This is a genomic window from Tepidimonas fonticaldi, assembly GCF_001675355.1.
GTDB classification, from domain to species: Bacteria; Pseudomonadota; Gammaproteobacteria; order Burkholderiales; family Burkholderiaceae_C; genus Tepidimonas; species Tepidimonas fonticaldi.
In genome coordinates this window covers 36,240-53,400 of sequence record NZ_LZDH01000001.1, presented here as the reverse complement: position 1 = coordinate 53,400, position 17,161 = coordinate 36,240, and the positions used below count along the sequence as shown (strand labels likewise).

The following is a 17,161-nucleotide window of genomic DNA, read 5'->3' as shown; positions in this document are numbered from 1 at the left end:
CTGGGGGATTACCAGGGTCTTTCGCATCGGCTCGGCAATGCTGCGCAGCTTGGCGGTGAAGCCCTCCCCAAGGCCGAGGCTGCGGTGGCGTCCTTGAGCTTGGGGCTGCATCTACCCAAACGCGAGCTGCGCTCCACCAACACGCCCACCGCCGAGCGGTTGGCCGCCCCCTTGAGGAGGTCGCCTTCCCAGTGCCCGGGGAAAGCCCGCTCGTTGGCCTCGGGCGGACGCAGGTGAATGCTCACAGCGTCGGGCAGCTGGCCCCGCCGGTCCTGGCCTCGCGAGCGCGGCATGCGCTTGCTTTGCGCACGCTACCTCCCCCGCCACTGCCGGGCGGTGCTCTGCACGGCCTTCGCGGGGACTGGATCAAGATTGGAGGATTGGAGGCGACTTCCGTGTCGCAATCCAAAAGCTCCAAACAGAAGCCGAGCACCGACGCTGAACAGCGCGCAATCTCCATTTCGGAACAATGGGCTGGGCCGCTGCCGCCCCCTGCCGCGCTGGAGCATTTTGAACGCATTGCCCGGGGGCAGCCGAGCGCTTGCTGCAAATGGCCGAGCAGGAGCAAAAGCACCGCCACGCGCTTGAAGCAGCTGCCATACAGACGCAGCAAGAAACCGTGCGCTTGACGGCGCGCGACAACATCGTCGGAATGGTGCTGGGTTTTTTGGCGTTGGCCGGCAGCTTGGCTGCCGCAGTCTGGGCGGCCGCGACCGGTGCCCCATGGCAAGTCGCACTCGGCTTCATCGGCTTGCCCGTAACGATTGTCGTGGTCGAGTTGGTGCGCCGCAAGCGCTGAACTTCAGCATCAAGACACCAGCTACCGAACCCAGCCAGGCATCACCGGCAGTCGGATGTTTGGTGCCGCTTGTCTGACTCGAACAGACGACCTACCGCTTACAAGGCGGGTGCTCTACCAACTGAGCTAAAGCGGCTGAGCGGGCAACCCGTGCGCAGGGTCGCCCGTCGGGCAGGGCCCCATTGTAGCCCTGCCGGGAATCACTTGATCCGGGTCAGCGTCGGGCGCTTGCCGCCACGTGCCGGGTGGCCATCCCCATCGCCGCCGTCGTGCGCGGTCTCGGCGGGAGCGTCGGTCAGACCGTCGGCCGACTCCCGGGCCTCGTCGCTGGCCACCACCTGCAGCCGCTGGGGCGGCGCATCCGCAGCGGCCGGCTGCGGGGCGGGAAAGGCCATGCCCTGCCCGTTCTCGCGCGCGTAGATGGCGATCACATGGTCCACCGGCACCACCACGTCGCGCGGCACCCCGCCGAAGCGGGCCTTGAACTCGACCACGTCGTTGCCCAGCCGCAGGCCGCTGGTGGCGTCGAAGCTGACGTTGAGGACGATTTGACCGTCGCGCACGAACTCGCGCGGCACCTGCACGCGCTCGTCCACCGCGACCACGATGTAGGGGGTAAAGCCCCCGTCCGTGCACCATTCGTGCAAGGCGCGGATGAGGTACGGACGCGTGGAGGGCAGATCGGTTTCCATCACTTGCGCATGACCTTTTCGGACGGCGTGAGCGCCTCGATGTAGGCCGGCCGCGAGAAGATGCGCTCGGCATACTTCAGCAACGGGGCGGCATTCTTGTTCAGCTCGATGCCGTAGTGGTCCAGGCGCCACAGCAGCGGGGCGATCGCCACGTCCAGCATGGAGAAATTGTCGCCCAGCATGAACTTGTTCTTCAGGAACACGGGGGCCAACTGGGTCAGGCGGTCGCGGATGTGGGCCTTGGCCTTCTCGATTTGCTTGTCGGTCGGCTTGGGCGTGCGCTGCTCCAGCACCGAGACGTGCGAGAACAGCTCCTTCTCGAAGTTGAGCAGGAACAGCCGCACGCGCGCGCGGTCCACCGGGTCGCCCGGCATGAGCTGCGGGTGCGGGAAGCGCTCGTCGATGTACTCGTTGATGATGTTGGATTCGTACAGGATCAGGTCGCGCTCGACCAGGATGGGGACCTGGCCGTAGGGGTTCATGACCGCGATGTCCTCGGGCTTGTTGTAGAGATCCACGTCGCGGATCTCGAAATCCATGCCCTTCTCGAACAGCACGAAACGGCAACGGTGCGAATACGGGCAGGTGGTGCCCGAGTACAGAACCATCATGGTGTGTTCGCTCCTCAACAAAAGAAAACAGTGGATGGCCGCCTGCCGGCTGGCTCACCCACTGCGCGGACCGCGCACTGGCACGCGGTCAGATGGGGGTTACTTGACGTCCTTCCAGTAGGCGGCGTTCAACCGCCAGGCGATGACGGTGAACACGCCCAGGAAGATCAACACCCACACACCCAGGCGGATGCGGTCGTTCTTCGCGGGCTCGCCCATCCATTCCAGAAATGCGACCAGCTCGGCGACGGTGCGGTCGTATTCCGCCTCGGTCAGCTTTCCGGGCTTGACGACTTCCCACCCGCGGAAGACTTCCACCTCGTGGCCGTGGCTGGAGACCTTCTCGAACACCGGCTTGCGCTCGCCCTGCAGTTCCCACAACGGGTGGGGCATACCGATGTTGTGGAAGGCGACGTTGTTCCAGCCCGTGGGGCGGTTGGGGTCGCGGTAGTAGCCGCGCAGCAGCGTGTACAGATAGTCGGTGCCGCTGTAGCTCAGTTGCGCGGCGCGCGAGCGGGCCACCAGCGACAGATCCGGCGGTTGCGCGCCGAACCAGGCCTTGGCCTGCTTGGGGTCGATCGCGGCGATCATCTGGTCACCCACCTTTTCGGTGGTGAACATCAGGTTCTCGCGGATTTGCTTTTCCGTCAGGCCGATTTCGGTCAGCCGGTTGTAGCGCACGAACGACGCCGAATGGCAGCTCAGGCAGTAGTTGGTGAAGATCTTGGCGCCGTTTTGCAACGCGGCCAGATCGTTGGTCAGGCGCGGGGCCTTATCCATCGGGAAGCCTGCGCCTGCGGCGTGCAGCGCGCCAGACGCCCCGAACATCGCACCGAGGGCCACCAGACCCGTGGCAATCCATCGCTTCATGGGATTCGACTCCTCGAGTTTCAGTGGGCCTGGAAGTTGACGCGGGACGGAACGGGCTTGAACTCGCCCAGGCGGCTCCACCACGGCATCAGCAGGAAGAAGCCGAAGTAGAACAGCGTGCCCACCTGCGAGACGCGCTCACCCACCGGCGACGGCGGCAGCACGCCCAGGTAGCCCAGGATCAGGAAGTTGACGACGAACAGCGCGTACAGGTATTTGTTCCAGCTCGGGCGGTAGCGGATCGACTTGACCGGGCTGTAGTCCAGCCAGGGCAGGAAGAACAGGATGATGACCGCGCCGCCCATCACGACCACGCCCCAGAACTTGGCGTCGATGCTGAGCATCAGCGCGGACAGCACCACCGCGCCGCCGAGCAGGCCGCCTTTGCCCACCGGGCCCATGGACGACTTGATCGCCCCCAGCACGGCCGCAATCAGCACCACCGCGACGAGCACGTACATCATCTCGGTCGTGGTCGCGCGCAGCATCGAGTAGAACGGCGTGAAGTACCACACCGGCGCGATGTGCGGCGGCGTCACCATCGGATCGGCCGGAATGAAGTTGTTGTATTCGAGGAAGTAGCCGCCCAGCTCCGGCGCGAAGAAGACGATCGCCGAGAACGCCATCAGGAACACCGACACGCCCAGAATGTCGTGCACGGTGTAGTACGGATGGAAGGGGATGCCGTCCAGCGGCTTGCCGTCCGGCCCCTTGGTGGCCTTGATCTCGATGCCGTCCGGGTTGTTGGAGCCCACCTCGTGCAGCGCGATGATGTGCGCGACCACCAGACCCAGCAGCACCAGCGGCACGGCGATGACGTGGAAGCTGAAGAAGCGGTTGAGCGTCGCATCGCTGACGACGAAGTCGCCACGGATGAGGATCGCCAGATCGGGGCCGATGAAGGGGATGGCGGAGAACAGGTTGACGATCACCTGCGCACCCCAGTACGACATCTGGCCCCAGGGCAGCAGATAGCCCATGAAGGCCTCGGCCATGAGCGCGAGGAAAATCGCGCAGCCGAAGATCCACACCAGCTCGCGCGGCTTGCGGTACGAGCCGTAGATCAGGCCGCGGAACATGTGCAGGTACACCACGATGAAGAACGCCGACGCGCCCGTGGAGTGCATGTAGCGGATCAGCCAGCCCCACGGCACGTCGCGCATGATGTATTCGACCGAGGCGAAGGCCACGGGGACGCCTGCCGCGTTGAGCGAGGCGTCCGGCTTGTAGTGCATGACGAGGAAGATGCCGGTGACGATCTGGATCACCAGCACCAGCAGGGCGAGCGAGCCGAAGAAGTACCAGAAGTTGAAATTCTTCGGCGCGTAGTATTCGGACAGGTGCTCCTTGTAGAGCTTCGACAACGGGAAGCGGTTGTCGATCCAGGTCAGGAGCTGCTCGCCGCGCGACGCGTTGGGGGGGGCTTCCTTGAATTCGGCCATGGTGGTTCCCTAGTGCGTGGATTCGGTGCAAACGCGGCGGATCAGGCCTTGGGCGGGTCTTCGCCGATCAGCACGACCGTGTCCGAGACGTAGTGGTGCGGCGGCACTTCGAGGTTGTCCGGCGCCGGCTTGTTCTTGAACACCCGGCCCGCCATGTCGAAGGTGGAGCCGTGGCAGGGGCACAGGAAACCGCCTTTCCAGTCGTCCGGCAGCGACGGCTGCGGACCGGGCTGCAGCTTGTCCACGGGCGAGCAGCCCAGGTGCGTGCAAATGCCCACCGCGACGAGGATTTCCGGCTTGATCGAGCGGTGCCGGTTCTTCGCATACGGCGGCGTCGGGTACGCCTTGCGGTCGGATGCGGGGTCGGCCAGTTGAGACTCGACTTGCTCCAGCGACGCCAGTTGCTCCGGCGTGCGGCGCATCACCCACACCGGCTTGCCCCGCCATTCCACGACGACCTTCTCGCCAGGCTGGAGCTTGGACACGTCCACCTCCACCGAGGCGCCGGCGGCCTTGGCGCGCTCGGACGGCGAGAACGAACGGACGAAGGGGACCGCAGCGGCGGCCACGCCCGCGCCACCCACGGCACACGAGGTGATCAGCCAGGTCCGGCGGTCTTGGTCTAGGTTGGCTTCGCTCATGGGGGAGGTCTTTCTGAAATGCTGGAGCAAGACGGGACGCGCGCACCGCCACCGGGCGGCCTGCGCACAAAAGCCGCTGCGCATTGTAAGGGATCGCCGTTCGGACAAACCCTGATCCGTGACGTCGGCAGGTCAAACCGCCGCCGTCGCCCGCCGTGCACGCATCGCCCAGGCCGACTCCAGCGCCGCCAGTAGGCTGGAGGGATCGGCCAGCCCCCGCCCCGCCAGGTCGAACGCCGTCCCATGGTCGGGGCTGGTGCGCACGAACGGCAGGCCCAGCGTGGTGTTGACGCCCCGCTCGAGGCCCAGGTACTTCACCGGGATGAGGCCCTGGTCGTGGTACATGGCGACGACCACGTCGAACTCCCCGGCCCGCGCGCGCATGAACACGGTGTCGGGGGGGTGCGGGCCGGTGACCGCCCACCCGGCGGCCTGCGCGCGAGCGACGGCCGGGGCAATGGCGTCGATCTCCTCCCGCCCGAACAGCCCGCCCTCGCCCGCGTGCGGATTGAGCCCCGCGACGGCGATGCGGCAGCGCGGCCAGCCCAGCAGCCCGCAAAAATGGTCGTGGGTGATGCGCAGCGTCTCCCACACCGCCGCCTCGGTGACGGCCTCGATCGCGGCGCGCAAAGGGATGTGGATGCTGACGAGCACGGTGCGCAGCACATCGTTCGACAACATCATGCGCACCGGCAGCTCGGCAGGCAACAGGCCGCGCGCCTGCGCGGCGATGCGCTGCAGCAGCTCGGTGTGGCCGGGCACATCGACACCGGCGGCGGCCAGCGCCGCCTTGTGCAGGGGGGCCGTGACGATGGCGCTGACCTCCCCGCGCAGCGCGGCCTGGGCGGCGGCGATGACGGCATCGGCGGCCGCCCGCCCCGCCACGGCACTCACCTCGCCAAAGCGCGGCAGCGCCGGGATCGACACCACGGGCCACACGGGCATGCACCGCGGCGGCACACGCCCCGCCTGCGCCGGCCCGTCCAGCACGGCGATCGGCAGCAGCCCCCCGCCCACCTGCGCCGCCCGCCGCATCACGGCCACATCCCCCACCACCACGCAGCGGGACGACCACTCGGGCCAGCGCCGGAACACCTCGGCCACGATCTCCGGCCCGATGCCGGCCGCATCCCCCATGGTGATGGCGATGGGGGCGTCGCCCCCGTCAGCGGACAAGCGGGGCGCGTCCATCAGGCGGGATTGTCGATGTCGATGAAACGGTGTTCGATGCCGAGCTGGGCGGCCACATGCGCGCCAACGGCGGGCGCGCCGTAGCGCTCGGTGGCGTGGTGCCCGCACGCCAGGAAAGCCACGCCGCACTCGCGCGCCAGGTGCGCCTGGGGTTCGGAGATCTCGCCGGTCAAAAAGGCATCGGCGCCGGCGGCGATGGCCGCCTCGAAATAGCCCTGCGCCCCGCCACTGCACCAGGCCACGCGGCGAATCGGCCGGCCGTCCCCCGCCACGCAGGTGACGCGCCGGCCCAGCGCCGCCTCGACGCGGGCGGCCAGTGCCGCCGCATCCGGCGCGTCGCACCCGCCCAGGAAGCCGAGCTGCTGCTCGCCAAACCGTCCCCACCCCTCGCCCAGCGGCGCGAAGCCCAGGCGCTGCCCAAGCTGGGCGTTGTTGCCCAGCTCGGCATGCGCATCGAGCGGCAGGTGGTAGGCATACAGATTGATGTCGTGCGCCAGCAGCCGCTGCAGGCGGGTTTTCATCCAGCCGGTGACGGTGCCGCGCTGTCCGCGCCAAAACAGGCCGTGATGCACCAAAATGGCATCGGCACCAGCGTCGATGGCCGCTTCGATCAAGGCCAGGCTGGCGGTGACGCCGCTGACCAAGCGGCGGATCGGCCGACGCCCCTCGACCTGCAATCCGTTGGGGCCATAGTCCTGAAAGCGCGCCGGCTCCAGCAGCGCGTCCAGCGCGGCCAACAGCGCGTCACGGGTGGTGCCGCCGGACGCAACGTCCGCGGCGGAGAGGGGCAGATCCTGCATGGGCGGATTGTCGCACCGCCCGTGCGCCGATCGTCAGGACTTGCCGGCGGCGCGCTCGGACTCGGCCATCTTGCGCGAGAAGAAGCGGTAGAACCACACCGCCATGACGACGATGAAGGCAATCACCCCCGCGCTCATGAGCCCGTAATCGGTCGAAAAAAGGTCCACAATTGCTTTCATACTGCGCTCCTGCGTCATTTGAACCGCTTGCCTATTGGAGCCGCGGACGGCGACAGGCGCATTGACCCATATCAACCCTGATGCAAACAGGGGTTTGGCCGGCGGGCTGCCGGCGGAAAGTGTCCATGAAGCGCCACTGGCTGATCTTCTCCCAGACCGTCACCGTGCTGCTGGCCATCTGGTTCGTGGTGGCGACGCTCAAACCGCACTGGCTGACCCAGCGGCCCTCGCTGTCGAGCGTGGTGCCGGTCTTCGAGGTCGGGCCCGACACGCGCAGCCCCACCATCGCCGGGGCCAGCCTGAGTGCCGCGGCGCGGGCGGCCGCTCCCGCGGTGGTGAGCATCAGCACGAGCAAGGCGGTGCGGCACCCGCATGCCCAGGAGCCGTGGTTCCGGTTCTTCTTTGGCGAACGGCCGGAATTCCAACCCCAGGCCGGGCTGGGATCGGGCGTGATCGTCAGCCCCGCCGGCTACATCCTGACCAACAACCATGTGGTCGAAGAGGCGGACGAGATCCTCGTGCAGCTCAGCGACGGCCGGCAGGCACCGGCCCAGGTCATCGGCACCGACCCCGATACCGATCTGGCGGTGCTGCGCATCGCCCTGCCCGATCTGCCGGTGATCGTGCTGGGGCGATCCGAATCGCTCGAGGTGGGCGACCGGGTGCTGGCCATCGGCAATCCGTTCGGCGTGGGCCAGACGGTGACGGCGGGCATCGTCAGTGCCTTGGGGCGCAGCCAGCTTGGCATCAACACCTTCGAAAACTTCATCCAGACCGATGCGGCGATCAACCCGGGCAACTCCGGCGGGGCGCTCGTGGACGCCGAGGGGCACCTGGTCGGCATCAACACGGCGATCTATTCCCGCTCGGGCGGCTCGATGGGCATCGGCTTTGCCATCCCGATGGCGACGGCGCGGGAGGTGATGGAGGCCATCGTGCGCGACGGCGCCGTCACGCGCGGCTGGATCGGCGTCGAGCCGCAGGAGCTGACACCCGAGCTGGCCGAGCATTTTGGCGTGCCGCAGGCCAGCGGGGTGATCGTGACGGGCGTCCTGCAGGACGGGCCTGCGGCCAATGCCGGCATCCGCCCGGGGGATGTCATCGGCCGCGTCGAGCAGACGCCCATCCGGGATGTGGCGGGCCTGCTCGCCGCGGTGGCGGCGCTCAAACCCGGCACACCCGCCGAGCTGGAAGTACAGCGGCGAGACGGCGCGCGCACACTGACCGTCGTCCCCGCGCGCCGGCCGTCAGCCGCCGCGCGTTGACGCGGTCACGACGACGAGGGGCCGTCGGTCGCGGAAGCGGTTTCGTCCGCTTCGGCGCTGGGTTTGCCGCGCGCGAACCAGCGCGCGCCGATGATGCCCAATTCGTACAGCAGGCACATCGGGATGGCCAGCGCCAGTTGCGAAATCACGTCGGGCGGGGTGACCACCGCCGCGATGATGAAGGCCACGACGATGAAGTAGCCGCGAAAGGACTTGAGCTTCTCGATGGACACCATCTCGAAGCGGACCAACAGCATCACCACCACCGGGACCTGGAAGGCCAGACCGAAGGCCAGGTAGAGCGACAGAATCGCCTCCACGTAAGACGCGATGTCCGGCGTGGCGTTGACGCTGGCCGGGGTAAAGCCCTGGATGAAGGCGAACATCTTGTCCAGCACGAAAAACTGGACGAACGCGATGCCCAGGTAGGCCAGCAGGCTGCCGATGATGATGAGCGGCAGGGCAAAGCGCTTTTCGTGGCTGTACAGGCCCGGCGCGACGAACGCCCAGATCTGGTAGATGACCCAGGGCAGCGCCAGCAGCAGCCCCGCCATCATCAGAACCTTGAGCGGCACGAAAAACGGGGTGAACACCCCGACCGCGATGAGCTTGACATCCGGCGGCATGTGCGCCCGGATCGGCACGGCGATCAGGTCGATGAGGCCGCTCGGGCCGGGCCAGATGGCGAGCAGCACCATGCACACCCCCACGCCCCCCAGGGCGTATAGGATGCGGTCGCGCAGTTCCATCAGGTGCGCGACGAACGGCTGCTCGGTGCCGGCGAGCTCGTCGGCGGAGTCTCGGGGATCGGCCATGGGTCAGCGCAGGGGAGTCTTGGGACGGTAGCGCGCCACGCGCGCCGCGCCGGACAGGGCCCGGGTGCGCACGCCGGCGCGGGCCTTGTACCACTGGGGCACGGCCTGGCGCTTGAGGCGGAAGTTCTTTTTCGGCCGCCGATATTCGGGATAGACCGGCGCACCGATGGACGCCAGATCGTCGTAGGACGTCGATGCGCTCGACGACGATTGGCCTTCGAGCCCGGCCGTCACTTCGGACCATTCGCGCTCGAACTCGGCCGCGGTCGAGCTGACCTGCGTCTCGACGTCGCGGGCGGTCTTTTCGACCGCCTCTTTCATGCGCTTGAGCTCTTCGAGCTCGATGGTGCGGTTGACCTCGGCCTTGACCTCGGCCACATAGCGCTGCGCCTTGCCCAGCAGCGCGCCCACGGTGCGGGCCACGCGCGGCAGCTTCTCGGGGCCGATGACGACGAGCGCCACGACCCCGATGAGGGCGAGCTTGGAGATACCGAGGTCGATCATGCGGGGGTGGCCGCGCTCACGACTTGGTCTTGGCGTCGACGTCGATGGTGGTCTTTTCGGCCGCCTTGTCCTGTCCCACCTGCGCCGTGGCGGTGGACGACGACTCCGGCGCGCTGCCGTCGCGCATGCCGTCCTTGAAGCCCTTGACCGCGCTGCCCAGGTCGGACCCGATGTTCTTGAGCTTCTTGGTGCCGAAGACCAGCACCACGATCAGCAGGACGACCAGCCAGTGCCAAATGGAAAAACTGCCCATGTTCTACTCCAACGACGGGGCAGCCGGCCCCGATGCCGTGTTTGATTCTACGCAGCGCCGGGGGTTCGCCCGGACGCGGGAATGCCGCGATTGTGCCCGAAAGGGCTCGGGGATGGGGTCAGCCCTTGCGCCAGGGGCGCGGGCCGCCGATGACGTGCACGTGCAGGTGGTGCACCTCCTGCCCGCCGTGCTCGCCGGTGTTGGCGACGATGCGAAACCCCCCTTCCGGGTACGGCTGGCAGCCCTGCTCCAGCGCCAGACGCGGGGCGAGCACCATCAGGCGGCCCATCAGGCGCTCGTGCTCGGCGGTCAACTGGGCCATGGACGGGATGTGCGCCTTGGGGACGATCAAAAAATGCACCGGCGCCCAGGGCTGAATGTCGTGGAAGGCGTACAGCTCGTCGTCTTCGTACACCTTGCGGCTGGGGATCTGGCCGGCGACGATCTTGCAAAAAATGCAGTTGGGGTCGTGCGACATGGTCGGTCGGGTCGGGATCGGAAGGAGTGCGGATCAGACGGGCATGGGCCGGCGGTCGTTCCAGTACAGAAAACCTTTGACCAACCGGTACAGGGACCAGACGGCCGCGGCGAGCAGAATCACCGCGCCCACCCCGAGGACGAGCGTGAGAAAGCCGAGCGCGGCCCACAGCAGGCTCCACCAGAAGGTGCGGATCTGCCAGGTGAAATGGCTCTCGTAGAGGGTGCCGGCGACATCCTCGCGCTTGACGTAGTTGACGATGATGCCCACGAGCGCGGTCACGGCGACGAACCACGATGCCGCATAGAGGATGTAGACCGCCAGCGTCAGCCGGCGCAGGCTGGCGAGCTGCTCGGGCGTCTTGGGGGTGACGTCGATCACGGGCGGGGTCGACATGGGCGCCTCCTGCAGGTCGGGCTCAGGGTTGGGGGAGCGGGGACTGCGCCTCGGCCTCGCGCGCGCGGGCCTTGCGCAGGGCTTTTTCTTCCAGCCCGGACAGGCCCTCGCGGCGCGCCAGCTCGGCCACCACATCGGCCGGCCCAAGGCCGAAATGCGCCAGCGCGATCAGGCTGTGGAACCAGAGGTCGGCCACCTCGCCCACGAACGCCTGCGCGCTGCCGGCACCGTGCTGCAGGTCCTTGGCGGCCATCACGGCCTCGCCCGCCTCCTCGGCGATTTTTTTCAGAAAGGCATCCGGCCCCTTGTGCAGCAGGCGCGCGACGTAGCTGCGCTCGGGGTCGCCCCCGGCGGCCGGCTTGCGGCTGTCGATGACGGCGGCCAGGCGCAGCAGGGTGTCGAGCGGCGGGATGTCGGTCATGGTCAGCGGTAGATGGATTGCGGATCCTTGAGCACGGGATCGACGGCCTGCCACTCGCCGCGCTGCGTGTCCAGGCGCTGATAAAAGCAACTGTGGCGCCCGGTGTGGCAGGCGATGCCCGGCTCGTGGCCCAGTTGCGTCACCTGCAGCAGCACCACGTCGTCGTCGCAGTCGAGGCGGATTTCGTGCACCTGCTGCACATGGCCGGATTCCTCCCCCTTGTACCACAGGCGGCCGCGCGAGCGGCTGTAGTAGACGGCGCGGCCCAGTTCGGCGGTCTTTTGCAGGGCCTCGCGATTCATCCAGGCGAACATCAGCACGTCGCCAGTCCCGCGCTCCTGGGCGATCACGGGCACCAGGCCCTGCGCGTCCCATTTGATGCGATCGAGCCAGTCGGCCATGCCGCTCACCTCCGCACGGGGATGCCCGCCTCGGCCATGCGCTGCTTGGCCTGGGCGATGGTGTATTCGCCGTAGTGGAAGATGCTGGCCGCGAGCACCGCGTCGGCACCGCCGACCCGGATGCCATCCACCAGGTGATCCAGGTTACCCACCCCGCCCGAGGCGATCACGGGCACATCCACCGCATCGCTGACGGCACGGGTGAGTTCGAGGTCGAAGCCCGCCTTGGTGCCATCGCGGTCCATGCTGGTGAGCAGGATTTCGCCCGCGCCAAAGTCCGCCATCTGGCGCGCCCAGGCGACCGCATCCAGCCCAACGTTTTTGCGCCCCCCGTGGGAATAGACGTCCCATCCCGGCCCCAGAGGCTGGCCGTCCGGGCCGGGGCGTTGGCACTCGTCGGGCGTGCGCCGCTTGGCGTCGATGGCCACGACAATGCACTGCGAGCCGTACTTGCCCGACGCATCGCGGATGACCTGGGGATTGGCGATGGCAGCGGAGTTGAAGCTGACCTTGTCCGCCCCGGCATTGAGCAGCCGGCGCACGTCCTCCACGGTGCGCACGCCGCCGCCCACCGTCAGCGGAATGAACACCTGGCTCGCCACCGCCTCGATGATGGGCAGGATCAGGTCGCGCCCGTCGCTGGTGGCGGTGATGTCCAGAAACGTCAGCTCGTCGGCGCCCTGCTCGTTGTAGCGCGCGGCGATTTCCACCGGGTCTCCGGCATCGCGCAGCTCGACGAAGTTGACGCCCTTGACGACGCGCCCGCCGGTGACGTCCAGGCAGGGGATGATGCGCTTGGCCAGCATCGTCAGGCGCCCACGCCGTCGACGAGGCGGACCGCCGCGGCGTAGTCCAGGTCGCCGCTGTAGATGGCGCGGCCGCAGATGACGCCCTCCACGCCTTCGGACTCGACCTCGCACAGCCGACGGACATCGTCCAGGTTGGACAGCCCGCCCGAGGCGATGACCGGGATGGACAGGGCCTGCGCCAGCCGCACCGTGGCCTCGATGTTGATGCCGGTGAGCATGCCGTCGCGGCCGATGTCGGTGTAGATGACGGACTCGACGCCGTAGTCCTCGAATTTGCGCGCCAGATCCACCACCTCGTGGCCGGTCAGCTTGCTCCAGCCGTCGGTGGCCACCTTGCCGTCCTTGGCATCCAGCCCGACGATGATGTGCCCGCCGAACGCCGTGCAGGCGTCCTGCAGAAAGCCGGGGTTCTTGACCGCCGCGGTGCCGATGATGACGTAGCGCAGCCCGGCGTCCAGATAGCGCTCGATGGTATCGAGGTCGCGGATGCCGCCGCCGAGCTGCACATCGACTTCGTCGCCGACCTCGCGCAGGATGCTGCGGATGGCGGCTTCGTTGCGGGGTTTGCCGGCGAATGCGCCATTGAGGTCCACCAGGTGCAGGCGGCGCGCGCCCTGCTCGACCCAGTGGCGGGCCATGGCGGCGGGGTCGTCGCTGAACACGGTGGACTGGTCCATGTCGCCTTGCTTGAGGCGCACGCATTGACCGTCTTTCAGGTCGATGGCAGGAATCAGCAGCATGGCTCGTCGGGGGTGGGGCTTCAGGGGTTCCAGTGCAGGAAGTTGCGGTACAGCGCCAACCCCTGGGCCGAGCTTTTTTCGGGGTGGAACTGGGTGGCGAACAGGTTGTCGCGCGCGATGGCGCTGGCAAAGCGCACGCCGTACTCGGTCATACCGGCGGCATGGGCCGGGTCGGCCGGATGGGCGTGGTAGCTGTGCACGAAATAATAGTAACTGCCGTCCGGGATGCCGGCCCACAGCGGATGGGGCGCGGGCCGCTCGGCAGCGCCGTGCTCGAAGCCGTACCAGACCCGGTTCCAGCCCATCTGCGGCACCTTGAAGCGGCTGCCATCGGGCTGACTCTGGCCCTCCAGGCGAAACCGAACCACCTGACCGGGGATCAGGCCCAGGCCGGCAGTGTCGCCTTCCTCGGAGTGCTCCAGCAGCATCTGCATGCCGACGCACACCCCGAACAGCGGCTTGGTGGCCGCGGCGTGCAGGACCGCCTCGCGCAGGCCGCTGCGCTCCAGCTCGGCCATGCAGTCGGGCATGGCGCCCTGCCCCGGCAGCACGACGCGGTGCGCATCGCGCACCACCTGCGGACTGGCGGTCACGACCACCTCGACATGGTCGGTGGCCAGCGCCGCATGGATGACCGCCTGCGCCACCGAGCGCAGATTGCCCATGCCGTAGTCGACGACCGCAACCGTCTCGCGCCTGACCGGAATGTTCATCGTGGTGGGGGGAGATTCGGCGTGCACCGGCCTCACAGGCTGCCCTTGGTCGAGGGGATGGCATCCCCCAGCCGGGGGTCGCGCTCCAGCGCGGCCCGCAGGGCGCGCGCAAAGGCCTTGAAAATCGTCTCGCACTGGTGGTGCGCGTTGTGACCCTTGAGGTTGTCGATGTGCAGCGTCACGCCGGCGTGGTTGACGAAGCCCTGGAAAAACTCGTAGACGAGCTGGGTGTCGAGCTGGCCGATCATCGCGGCCGTGAACCGCACGTCCATGTGCAGGCCAGGGCGTCCGGAAAAATCCACCACGACGCGCGACAGCGCCTCGTCCAGCGGCACGTAGGCGTGGCCGTAACGGCGAATGCCGCGCTTGTCACCGACCGCGCGCGCCACCGCCTGCCCGAGGGTGATGCCGACGTCCTCCACCGTGTGGTGGCCGTCGATGTGCAGATCGCCGCGGCACTCGATCTCCAGATCGATCAGCCCGTGGCGGGCGATCTGATCCAGCATGTGGTCGAAAAAGCCGATGCCGGTGTCGAGCCGGGCGCGGCCGGTGCCGTCGAGGTCCACGCGCACGCGGATCTGGGTCTCGGCCGTCACGCGCTGGACGTCCGCGGTGCGGGCCGCGGCGCTGGGAGCAGGCAGGGTGGTCATAGCGATGGCGGCAGCGCCGCGAGCAGCGCCTCGTTCTCGGCGGGCGTGCCCACGGTCAGCCGCAAGCAGTTGGCAAGCATCGGGTGCATTGTAGAAACATTCTTCACGAGGACGCCACGCGCGCGCAAGCCGGCAAACGCCTTGGCCGCATCGGGCACCCGCACCAGGATCATGTTCGCCTCGCTGGGAAAGGGCTGCACGCCGGGCAGTGCGGCCAGCGCGGCCATCAGTCGCTCGCGCTCGGCGCGGATCGCCGCAGCCTGTTCGGCAAAAACATCGGCGTGCTCCAGCGCAAACAGCGCGCATTCGGCGTTGAGGGCGCTGACGTTGTACGGCGGGCGCACCTTGTCGATCTGCGCCACGAGCGGTGCAGCCCCGATCAGGTAGCCCAACCGCACCCCGGCCAGGCCAAACTTGGACAGTGTGCGCATGACCAGCACATGTCCGTGCGCCGCCGGGTCGGCGCGCCATTCGTCCAGCCAGGTGTGGCTGGCAAAGGGCTGGTAGGCCTCGTCCATGACGACCAGCCCCCCCACCGCGCCGGCGGCGGCGATCAGGCGCCGGATCGCGGCCGGATCCCAGCAGTTGGCGGTCGGGTTGTTGGGATAGGCCAGGTAGGTGATGGCCGGTTGCACCCGGGCGATGGCCTCGAGCATCGCCGCCTCGTCGAGCGCAAAGTCGGGTGTCAGCGGCACGCCGTGGAAGGCCAGCCCCTGCAACTGCGCGCTCATGGCGTACATGACGAAGCCCGGCACCGGCGCCAGGATGGCGGCGCCCGGCCGGTCGCAGGCCATCGCCAGCAGGCTGATCAGCTCGTCTGAGCCGTTGCCCAGCATGAGCGCCGCCCCCTCGGGCAGCCGGACGTGTGCCGCCAGCGCGTGTTTGAGGTCCTCGATGCGCGGGCCTGGGTAGCGGTTGACGGCCACCGCCCCCAGCCGTTGGCCGAGCGCGTGTTGCAGCGCATCGGGCAGCGGGTAGGGGTTTTCCATCGCATCCAGCTTGATCAGGCCGGTCGCGTCCTGAATGGCGTAGGCGTGCATGCCCTGCACGTCCTGGCGGATGCGCTGCAGCGCCGCCTCCAGCAACGGGTTCATGCCGCGCCCTCCTCGCGCAGGCGCAGCTCGGCGGCGCGCGCGTGGGCGGTCAGGCCCTCGCCGTGCGCCAGCACCGACGCGATGCGGCCCAGCGTCTGCGCCCCCTCGGCGCTGACCTCGATCAGGCTGGAGCGCTTTTGAAAGTCGTACACCCCCAGCGGGCTGGAGAAGCGCGCCGTGCCGCTGGTGGGCAGCACGTGGTTGGGGCCGGCGCAGTAGTCGCCCAGGCTCTCGCTGGTGTAGGCGCCCAGGAAGATGGCCCCCGCGTGGCGCAGCAGCGGCTCCCAGCGGTGCGGCTCGCGGCTGGCGATCTCCAGGTGCTCGGGCGCGATGCGGTTGCTCAGCGCGCAGGCCTCCTCCATGCTGCGGGTGCGGATCAGCGCGCCCCGGCCCTCGAGGCTGCGCACGATGATGTCCGCACGCGGCATCGTTGGCAGCAGCCGGTCAATGGCGGCCTGCACCGCATCCAGATAGGCCGTGTCCGGGCACAGCAGAATGGACTGCGCCAACTCGTCGTGCTCGGCCTGGCTGAACAGGTCCATCGCCACCCAGTCCGGCGGCGTGGTGCCGTCGGCGAGCACCAGGATTTCGCTCGGCCCGGCGATCATGTCGATGCCGACGGTGCCAAAAACATGCTTCTTGGCGCTGGCGACGTAGGCGTTGCCCGGGCCGGTGATCTTGTCCACCTGGGGAATGGTCGCCGTGCCATAGGCCAGCGCCGCCACGGCCTGCGCCCCGCCGATGGCAAACGCGCGGCTCACCCCCGCGACGTGCGCGGCGGCCAGCACCAGCGGGTTGCGCTCGCCGCGCGGGGTCGGCACGACCATCACGATCTCCGGCACGCCGGCGACGTGCGCGGGGATGGCGTTCATCAACACGCTGGACGGGTAGGCGGCCTTGCCGCCCGGCACATAGATGCCGACACGGTCCAGCGGCGTGACTTTTTGGCCGAGCAGCGTGCCGTCGGCATCGCGGACCTGCCACGAGCGGCCGCAGGCCTCGAGCTGCGCCTCGTGGTAGCGGCGCACGCGCGCGGCGGCCTGCTGCAGTGCCTCGCGCTGGTCGGCGGGGATGGCTTCGAAGGCGGCGCGCAACACATCGGTGCCCAGCTCCAGGTCGGCCATGCGCTCGGCCTCCACCGCGTCGAACCGGCGGGTGTACTCCAGTACCGCCGCATCGCCCCGGGCCCGCACGTCGGCCAGGATGGCCGCCACGCGGGATTCGATCGCCGCATCGGTGTCCGCCGACCAATGCAGGCGGGCCGCAAAACGCGCTTCGAAGTCGGTATCGGCGGTATCCAGCCGCAGGGGCCGGACTCGGGGGGTGTCGGCAGCAGTCATGGGCACGATTGTCGCAGCACAGCGGGGAAAGCGGGGCCGCCCACGCGGCCTGCAGG

The 17,161-nt window shown here is 68.3% G+C and carries 22 protein-coding genes, 1 tRNA gene and 2 pseudogenes; 2 read left to right on the top strand and 23 right to left on the bottom strand.

Translation table 11 applies throughout. From position 1 onward, the window contains the following. A pseudogene (locus A9O67_RS13650) lies at window positions 1–311 on the bottom strand (transposase); the annotation flags it as partial. A 221-nt stretch (window positions 312–532) separates the two neighbouring features. On the opposite strand from A9O67_RS13650, the pseudogene A9O67_RS00275 reads away from it, so the two are divergent. Beyond that, window positions 533–799 (top strand): annotated as a pseudogene (locus A9O67_RS00275) (hypothetical protein); the annotation flags it as partial. Between the two features lie 60 nt (window positions 800–859). Here the strand turns inward: A9O67_RS00275 and A9O67_RS00270 are convergent. The 9 genes from A9O67_RS00270 to A9O67_RS12775 form a co-directional block, all read right to left on the bottom strand. After that, window positions 860–935 (bottom strand) — tRNA-Thr (locus A9O67_RS00270). 64 nt (window positions 936–999) lie between these two features. Next, complete coding sequence (locus tag A9O67_RS00265) at window positions 1,000–1,491, bottom strand: ClpXP protease specificity-enhancing factor (RefSeq protein WP_068606214.1); 492 nt, start codon at window positions 1,489–1,491, stop codon at window positions 1,000–1,002. After that, on the bottom strand, window positions 1,491–2,102 hold the full coding sequence (locus A9O67_RS00260; protein WP_068606212.1) for a glutathione S-transferase N-terminal domain-containing protein: 612 nt from the start codon (window positions 2,100–2,102) through the stop codon (window positions 1,491–1,493). Before A9O67_RS00260 ends, A9O67_RS00265 begins: the two co-directional genes overlap by 1 nt. A 99-nt stretch (window positions 2,103–2,201) precedes the next feature. Beyond that, window positions 2,202–2,972, bottom strand: a complete 771-nt coding sequence (locus A9O67_RS00255) for a cytochrome c1 (RefSeq protein WP_068606211.1) — start codon at window positions 2,970–2,972, stop codon at window positions 2,202–2,204. 20 nt (window positions 2,973–2,992) lie between these two features. Further along, complete coding sequence (locus A9O67_RS00250; protein ID WP_068606210.1) at window positions 2,993–4,414, bottom strand: cytochrome b; 1,422 nt, start codon at window positions 4,412–4,414, stop codon at window positions 2,993–2,995. A gap of 41 nt (window positions 4,415–4,455) precedes the next feature. Then, complete coding sequence (gene petA, locus A9O67_RS00245) at window positions 4,456–5,055, bottom strand: ubiquinol-cytochrome c reductase iron-sulfur subunit (RefSeq protein WP_068606209.1); 600 nt, start codon at window positions 5,053–5,055, stop codon at window positions 4,456–4,458. 132 nt (window positions 5,056–5,187) lie between these two features. Further along, entirely contained in the window at window positions 5,188–6,246 is a 1,059-nt protein-coding gene (gene pdxA, locus A9O67_RS00240) for a 4-hydroxythreonine-4-phosphate dehydrogenase PdxA (RefSeq protein ID WP_068606208.1), read from the bottom strand. Beyond that, a complete protein-coding gene (locus tag A9O67_RS00235) occupies window positions 6,246–7,046 on the bottom strand; it encodes a Nif3-like dinuclear metal center hexameric protein (protein ID WP_068606207.1) in 801 nt (266 codons plus the stop codon). The genes pdxA and A9O67_RS00235 overlap by 1 nt, the downstream gene beginning before the upstream one ends. Before the next feature lie 33 nt (window positions 7,047–7,079). Then, a complete protein-coding gene (locus A9O67_RS12775) occupies window positions 7,080–7,226 on the bottom strand; it encodes a DUF3149 domain-containing protein (protein WP_082955236.1) in 147 nt (48 codons plus the stop codon). 125 nt (window positions 7,227–7,351) lie between these two features. Here A9O67_RS12775 and A9O67_RS00230 point away from each other — a divergent pair, with 125 nt between their 5' ends. Further along, window positions 7,352–8,491, top strand: coding sequence for a S1C family serine protease (locus A9O67_RS00230; protein ID WP_068606206.1), 1,140 nt, complete (start codon window positions 7,352–7,354; stop codon window positions 8,489–8,491). A gap of 5 nt (window positions 8,492–8,496) precedes the next feature. Here the strand turns inward: A9O67_RS00230 and tatC are convergent, their stop codons facing one another. The 13 genes from tatC to hisD all read right to left on the bottom strand — a co-directional run bounded on the left by tatC (window position 8,497) and on the right by hisD (window position 17,105). Beyond that, window positions 8,497–9,306 carry a twin-arginine translocase subunit TatC gene (tatC, locus tag A9O67_RS00225; RefSeq protein ID WP_068606201.1) on the bottom strand — a complete coding sequence of 270 codons (810 nt, stop codon included), beginning with the start codon at window positions 9,304–9,306 and terminating at the stop codon, window positions 8,497–8,499. Window positions 9,307–9,309: 3 nt separating this feature from the next. After that, on the bottom strand, window positions 9,310–9,810 hold the full coding sequence (gene tatB / locus A9O67_RS00220; RefSeq protein ID WP_068606199.1) for a Sec-independent protein translocase protein TatB: 501 nt from the start codon (window positions 9,808–9,810) through the stop codon (window positions 9,310–9,312). 16 nt (window positions 9,811–9,826) lie between these two features. Continuing rightward, window positions 9,827–10,063, bottom strand: a complete 237-nt coding sequence (gene tatA, locus A9O67_RS00215) for a Sec-independent protein translocase subunit TatA (protein WP_068606197.1) — start codon at window positions 10,061–10,063, stop codon at window positions 9,827–9,829. Window positions 10,064–10,181: 118 nt separating this feature from the next. Beyond that, a complete protein-coding gene (locus tag A9O67_RS00210) occupies window positions 10,182–10,541 on the bottom strand; it encodes a histidine triad nucleotide-binding protein (protein ID WP_068606195.1) in 360 nt (119 codons plus the stop codon). A gap of 33 nt (window positions 10,542–10,574) precedes the next feature. Continuing rightward, entirely contained in the window at window positions 10,575–10,937 is a 363-nt protein-coding gene (locus A9O67_RS00205) for a DUF4870 family protein (protein WP_185974492.1), read from the bottom strand. Window positions 10,938–10,959: 22 nt separating this feature from the next. After that, window positions 10,960–11,358, bottom strand: coding sequence for a phosphoribosyl-ATP diphosphatase (locus A9O67_RS00200; protein WP_068606194.1), 399 nt, complete (start codon window positions 11,356–11,358; stop codon window positions 10,960–10,962). A gap of 2 nt (window positions 11,359–11,360) precedes the next feature. Further along, a complete protein-coding gene (gene hisI, locus A9O67_RS00195) occupies window positions 11,361–11,759 on the bottom strand; it encodes a phosphoribosyl-AMP cyclohydrolase (RefSeq protein WP_068606193.1) in 399 nt (132 codons plus the stop codon). Between the two features lie 5 nt (window positions 11,760–11,764). Continuing rightward, window positions 11,765–12,565: an imidazole glycerol phosphate synthase subunit HisF gene (gene hisF / locus A9O67_RS00190; protein WP_068606188.1), complete on the bottom strand. Its 801-nt coding sequence runs from the start codon at window positions 12,563–12,565 to the stop codon at window positions 11,765–11,767. A gap of 2 nt (window positions 12,566–12,567) precedes the next feature. Further along, entirely contained in the window at window positions 12,568–13,308 is a 741-nt protein-coding gene (gene hisA, locus A9O67_RS00185) for a 1-(5-phosphoribosyl)-5-[(5-phosphoribosylamino)methylideneamino]imidazole-4-carboxamide isomerase (RefSeq protein WP_068606186.1), read from the bottom strand. A 20-nt stretch (window positions 13,309–13,328) separates the two neighbouring features. Then, entirely contained in the window at window positions 13,329–14,021 is a 693-nt protein-coding gene (gene hisH / locus A9O67_RS00180) for an imidazole glycerol phosphate synthase subunit HisH (RefSeq protein ID WP_068606184.1), read from the bottom strand. Window positions 14,022–14,053: 32 nt separating this feature from the next. Further along, the gene (gene hisB / locus A9O67_RS00175) at window positions 14,054–14,671 is read right to left on the bottom strand and encodes an imidazoleglycerol-phosphate dehydratase HisB (protein WP_068606182.1); all 618 of its coding nucleotides are present in this window, start codon (window positions 14,669–14,671) and stop codon (window positions 14,054–14,056) included. Beyond that, window positions 14,668–15,765 carry a histidinol-phosphate transaminase gene (gene hisC, locus A9O67_RS00170; RefSeq protein WP_068606180.1) on the bottom strand — a complete coding sequence of 366 codons (1,098 nt, stop codon included), beginning with the start codon at window positions 15,763–15,765 and terminating at the stop codon, window positions 14,668–14,670. Before hisC ends, hisB begins: the two co-directional genes overlap by 4 nt. After that, the gene (hisD, locus tag A9O67_RS00165; protein WP_068606179.1) at window positions 15,762–17,105 is read right to left on the bottom strand and encodes a histidinol dehydrogenase; all 1,344 of its coding nucleotides are present in this window, start codon (window positions 17,103–17,105) and stop codon (window positions 15,762–15,764) included. Before hisD ends, hisC begins: the two co-directional genes overlap by 4 nt. Window positions 17,106–17,161 lie beyond the last annotated feature (56 nt).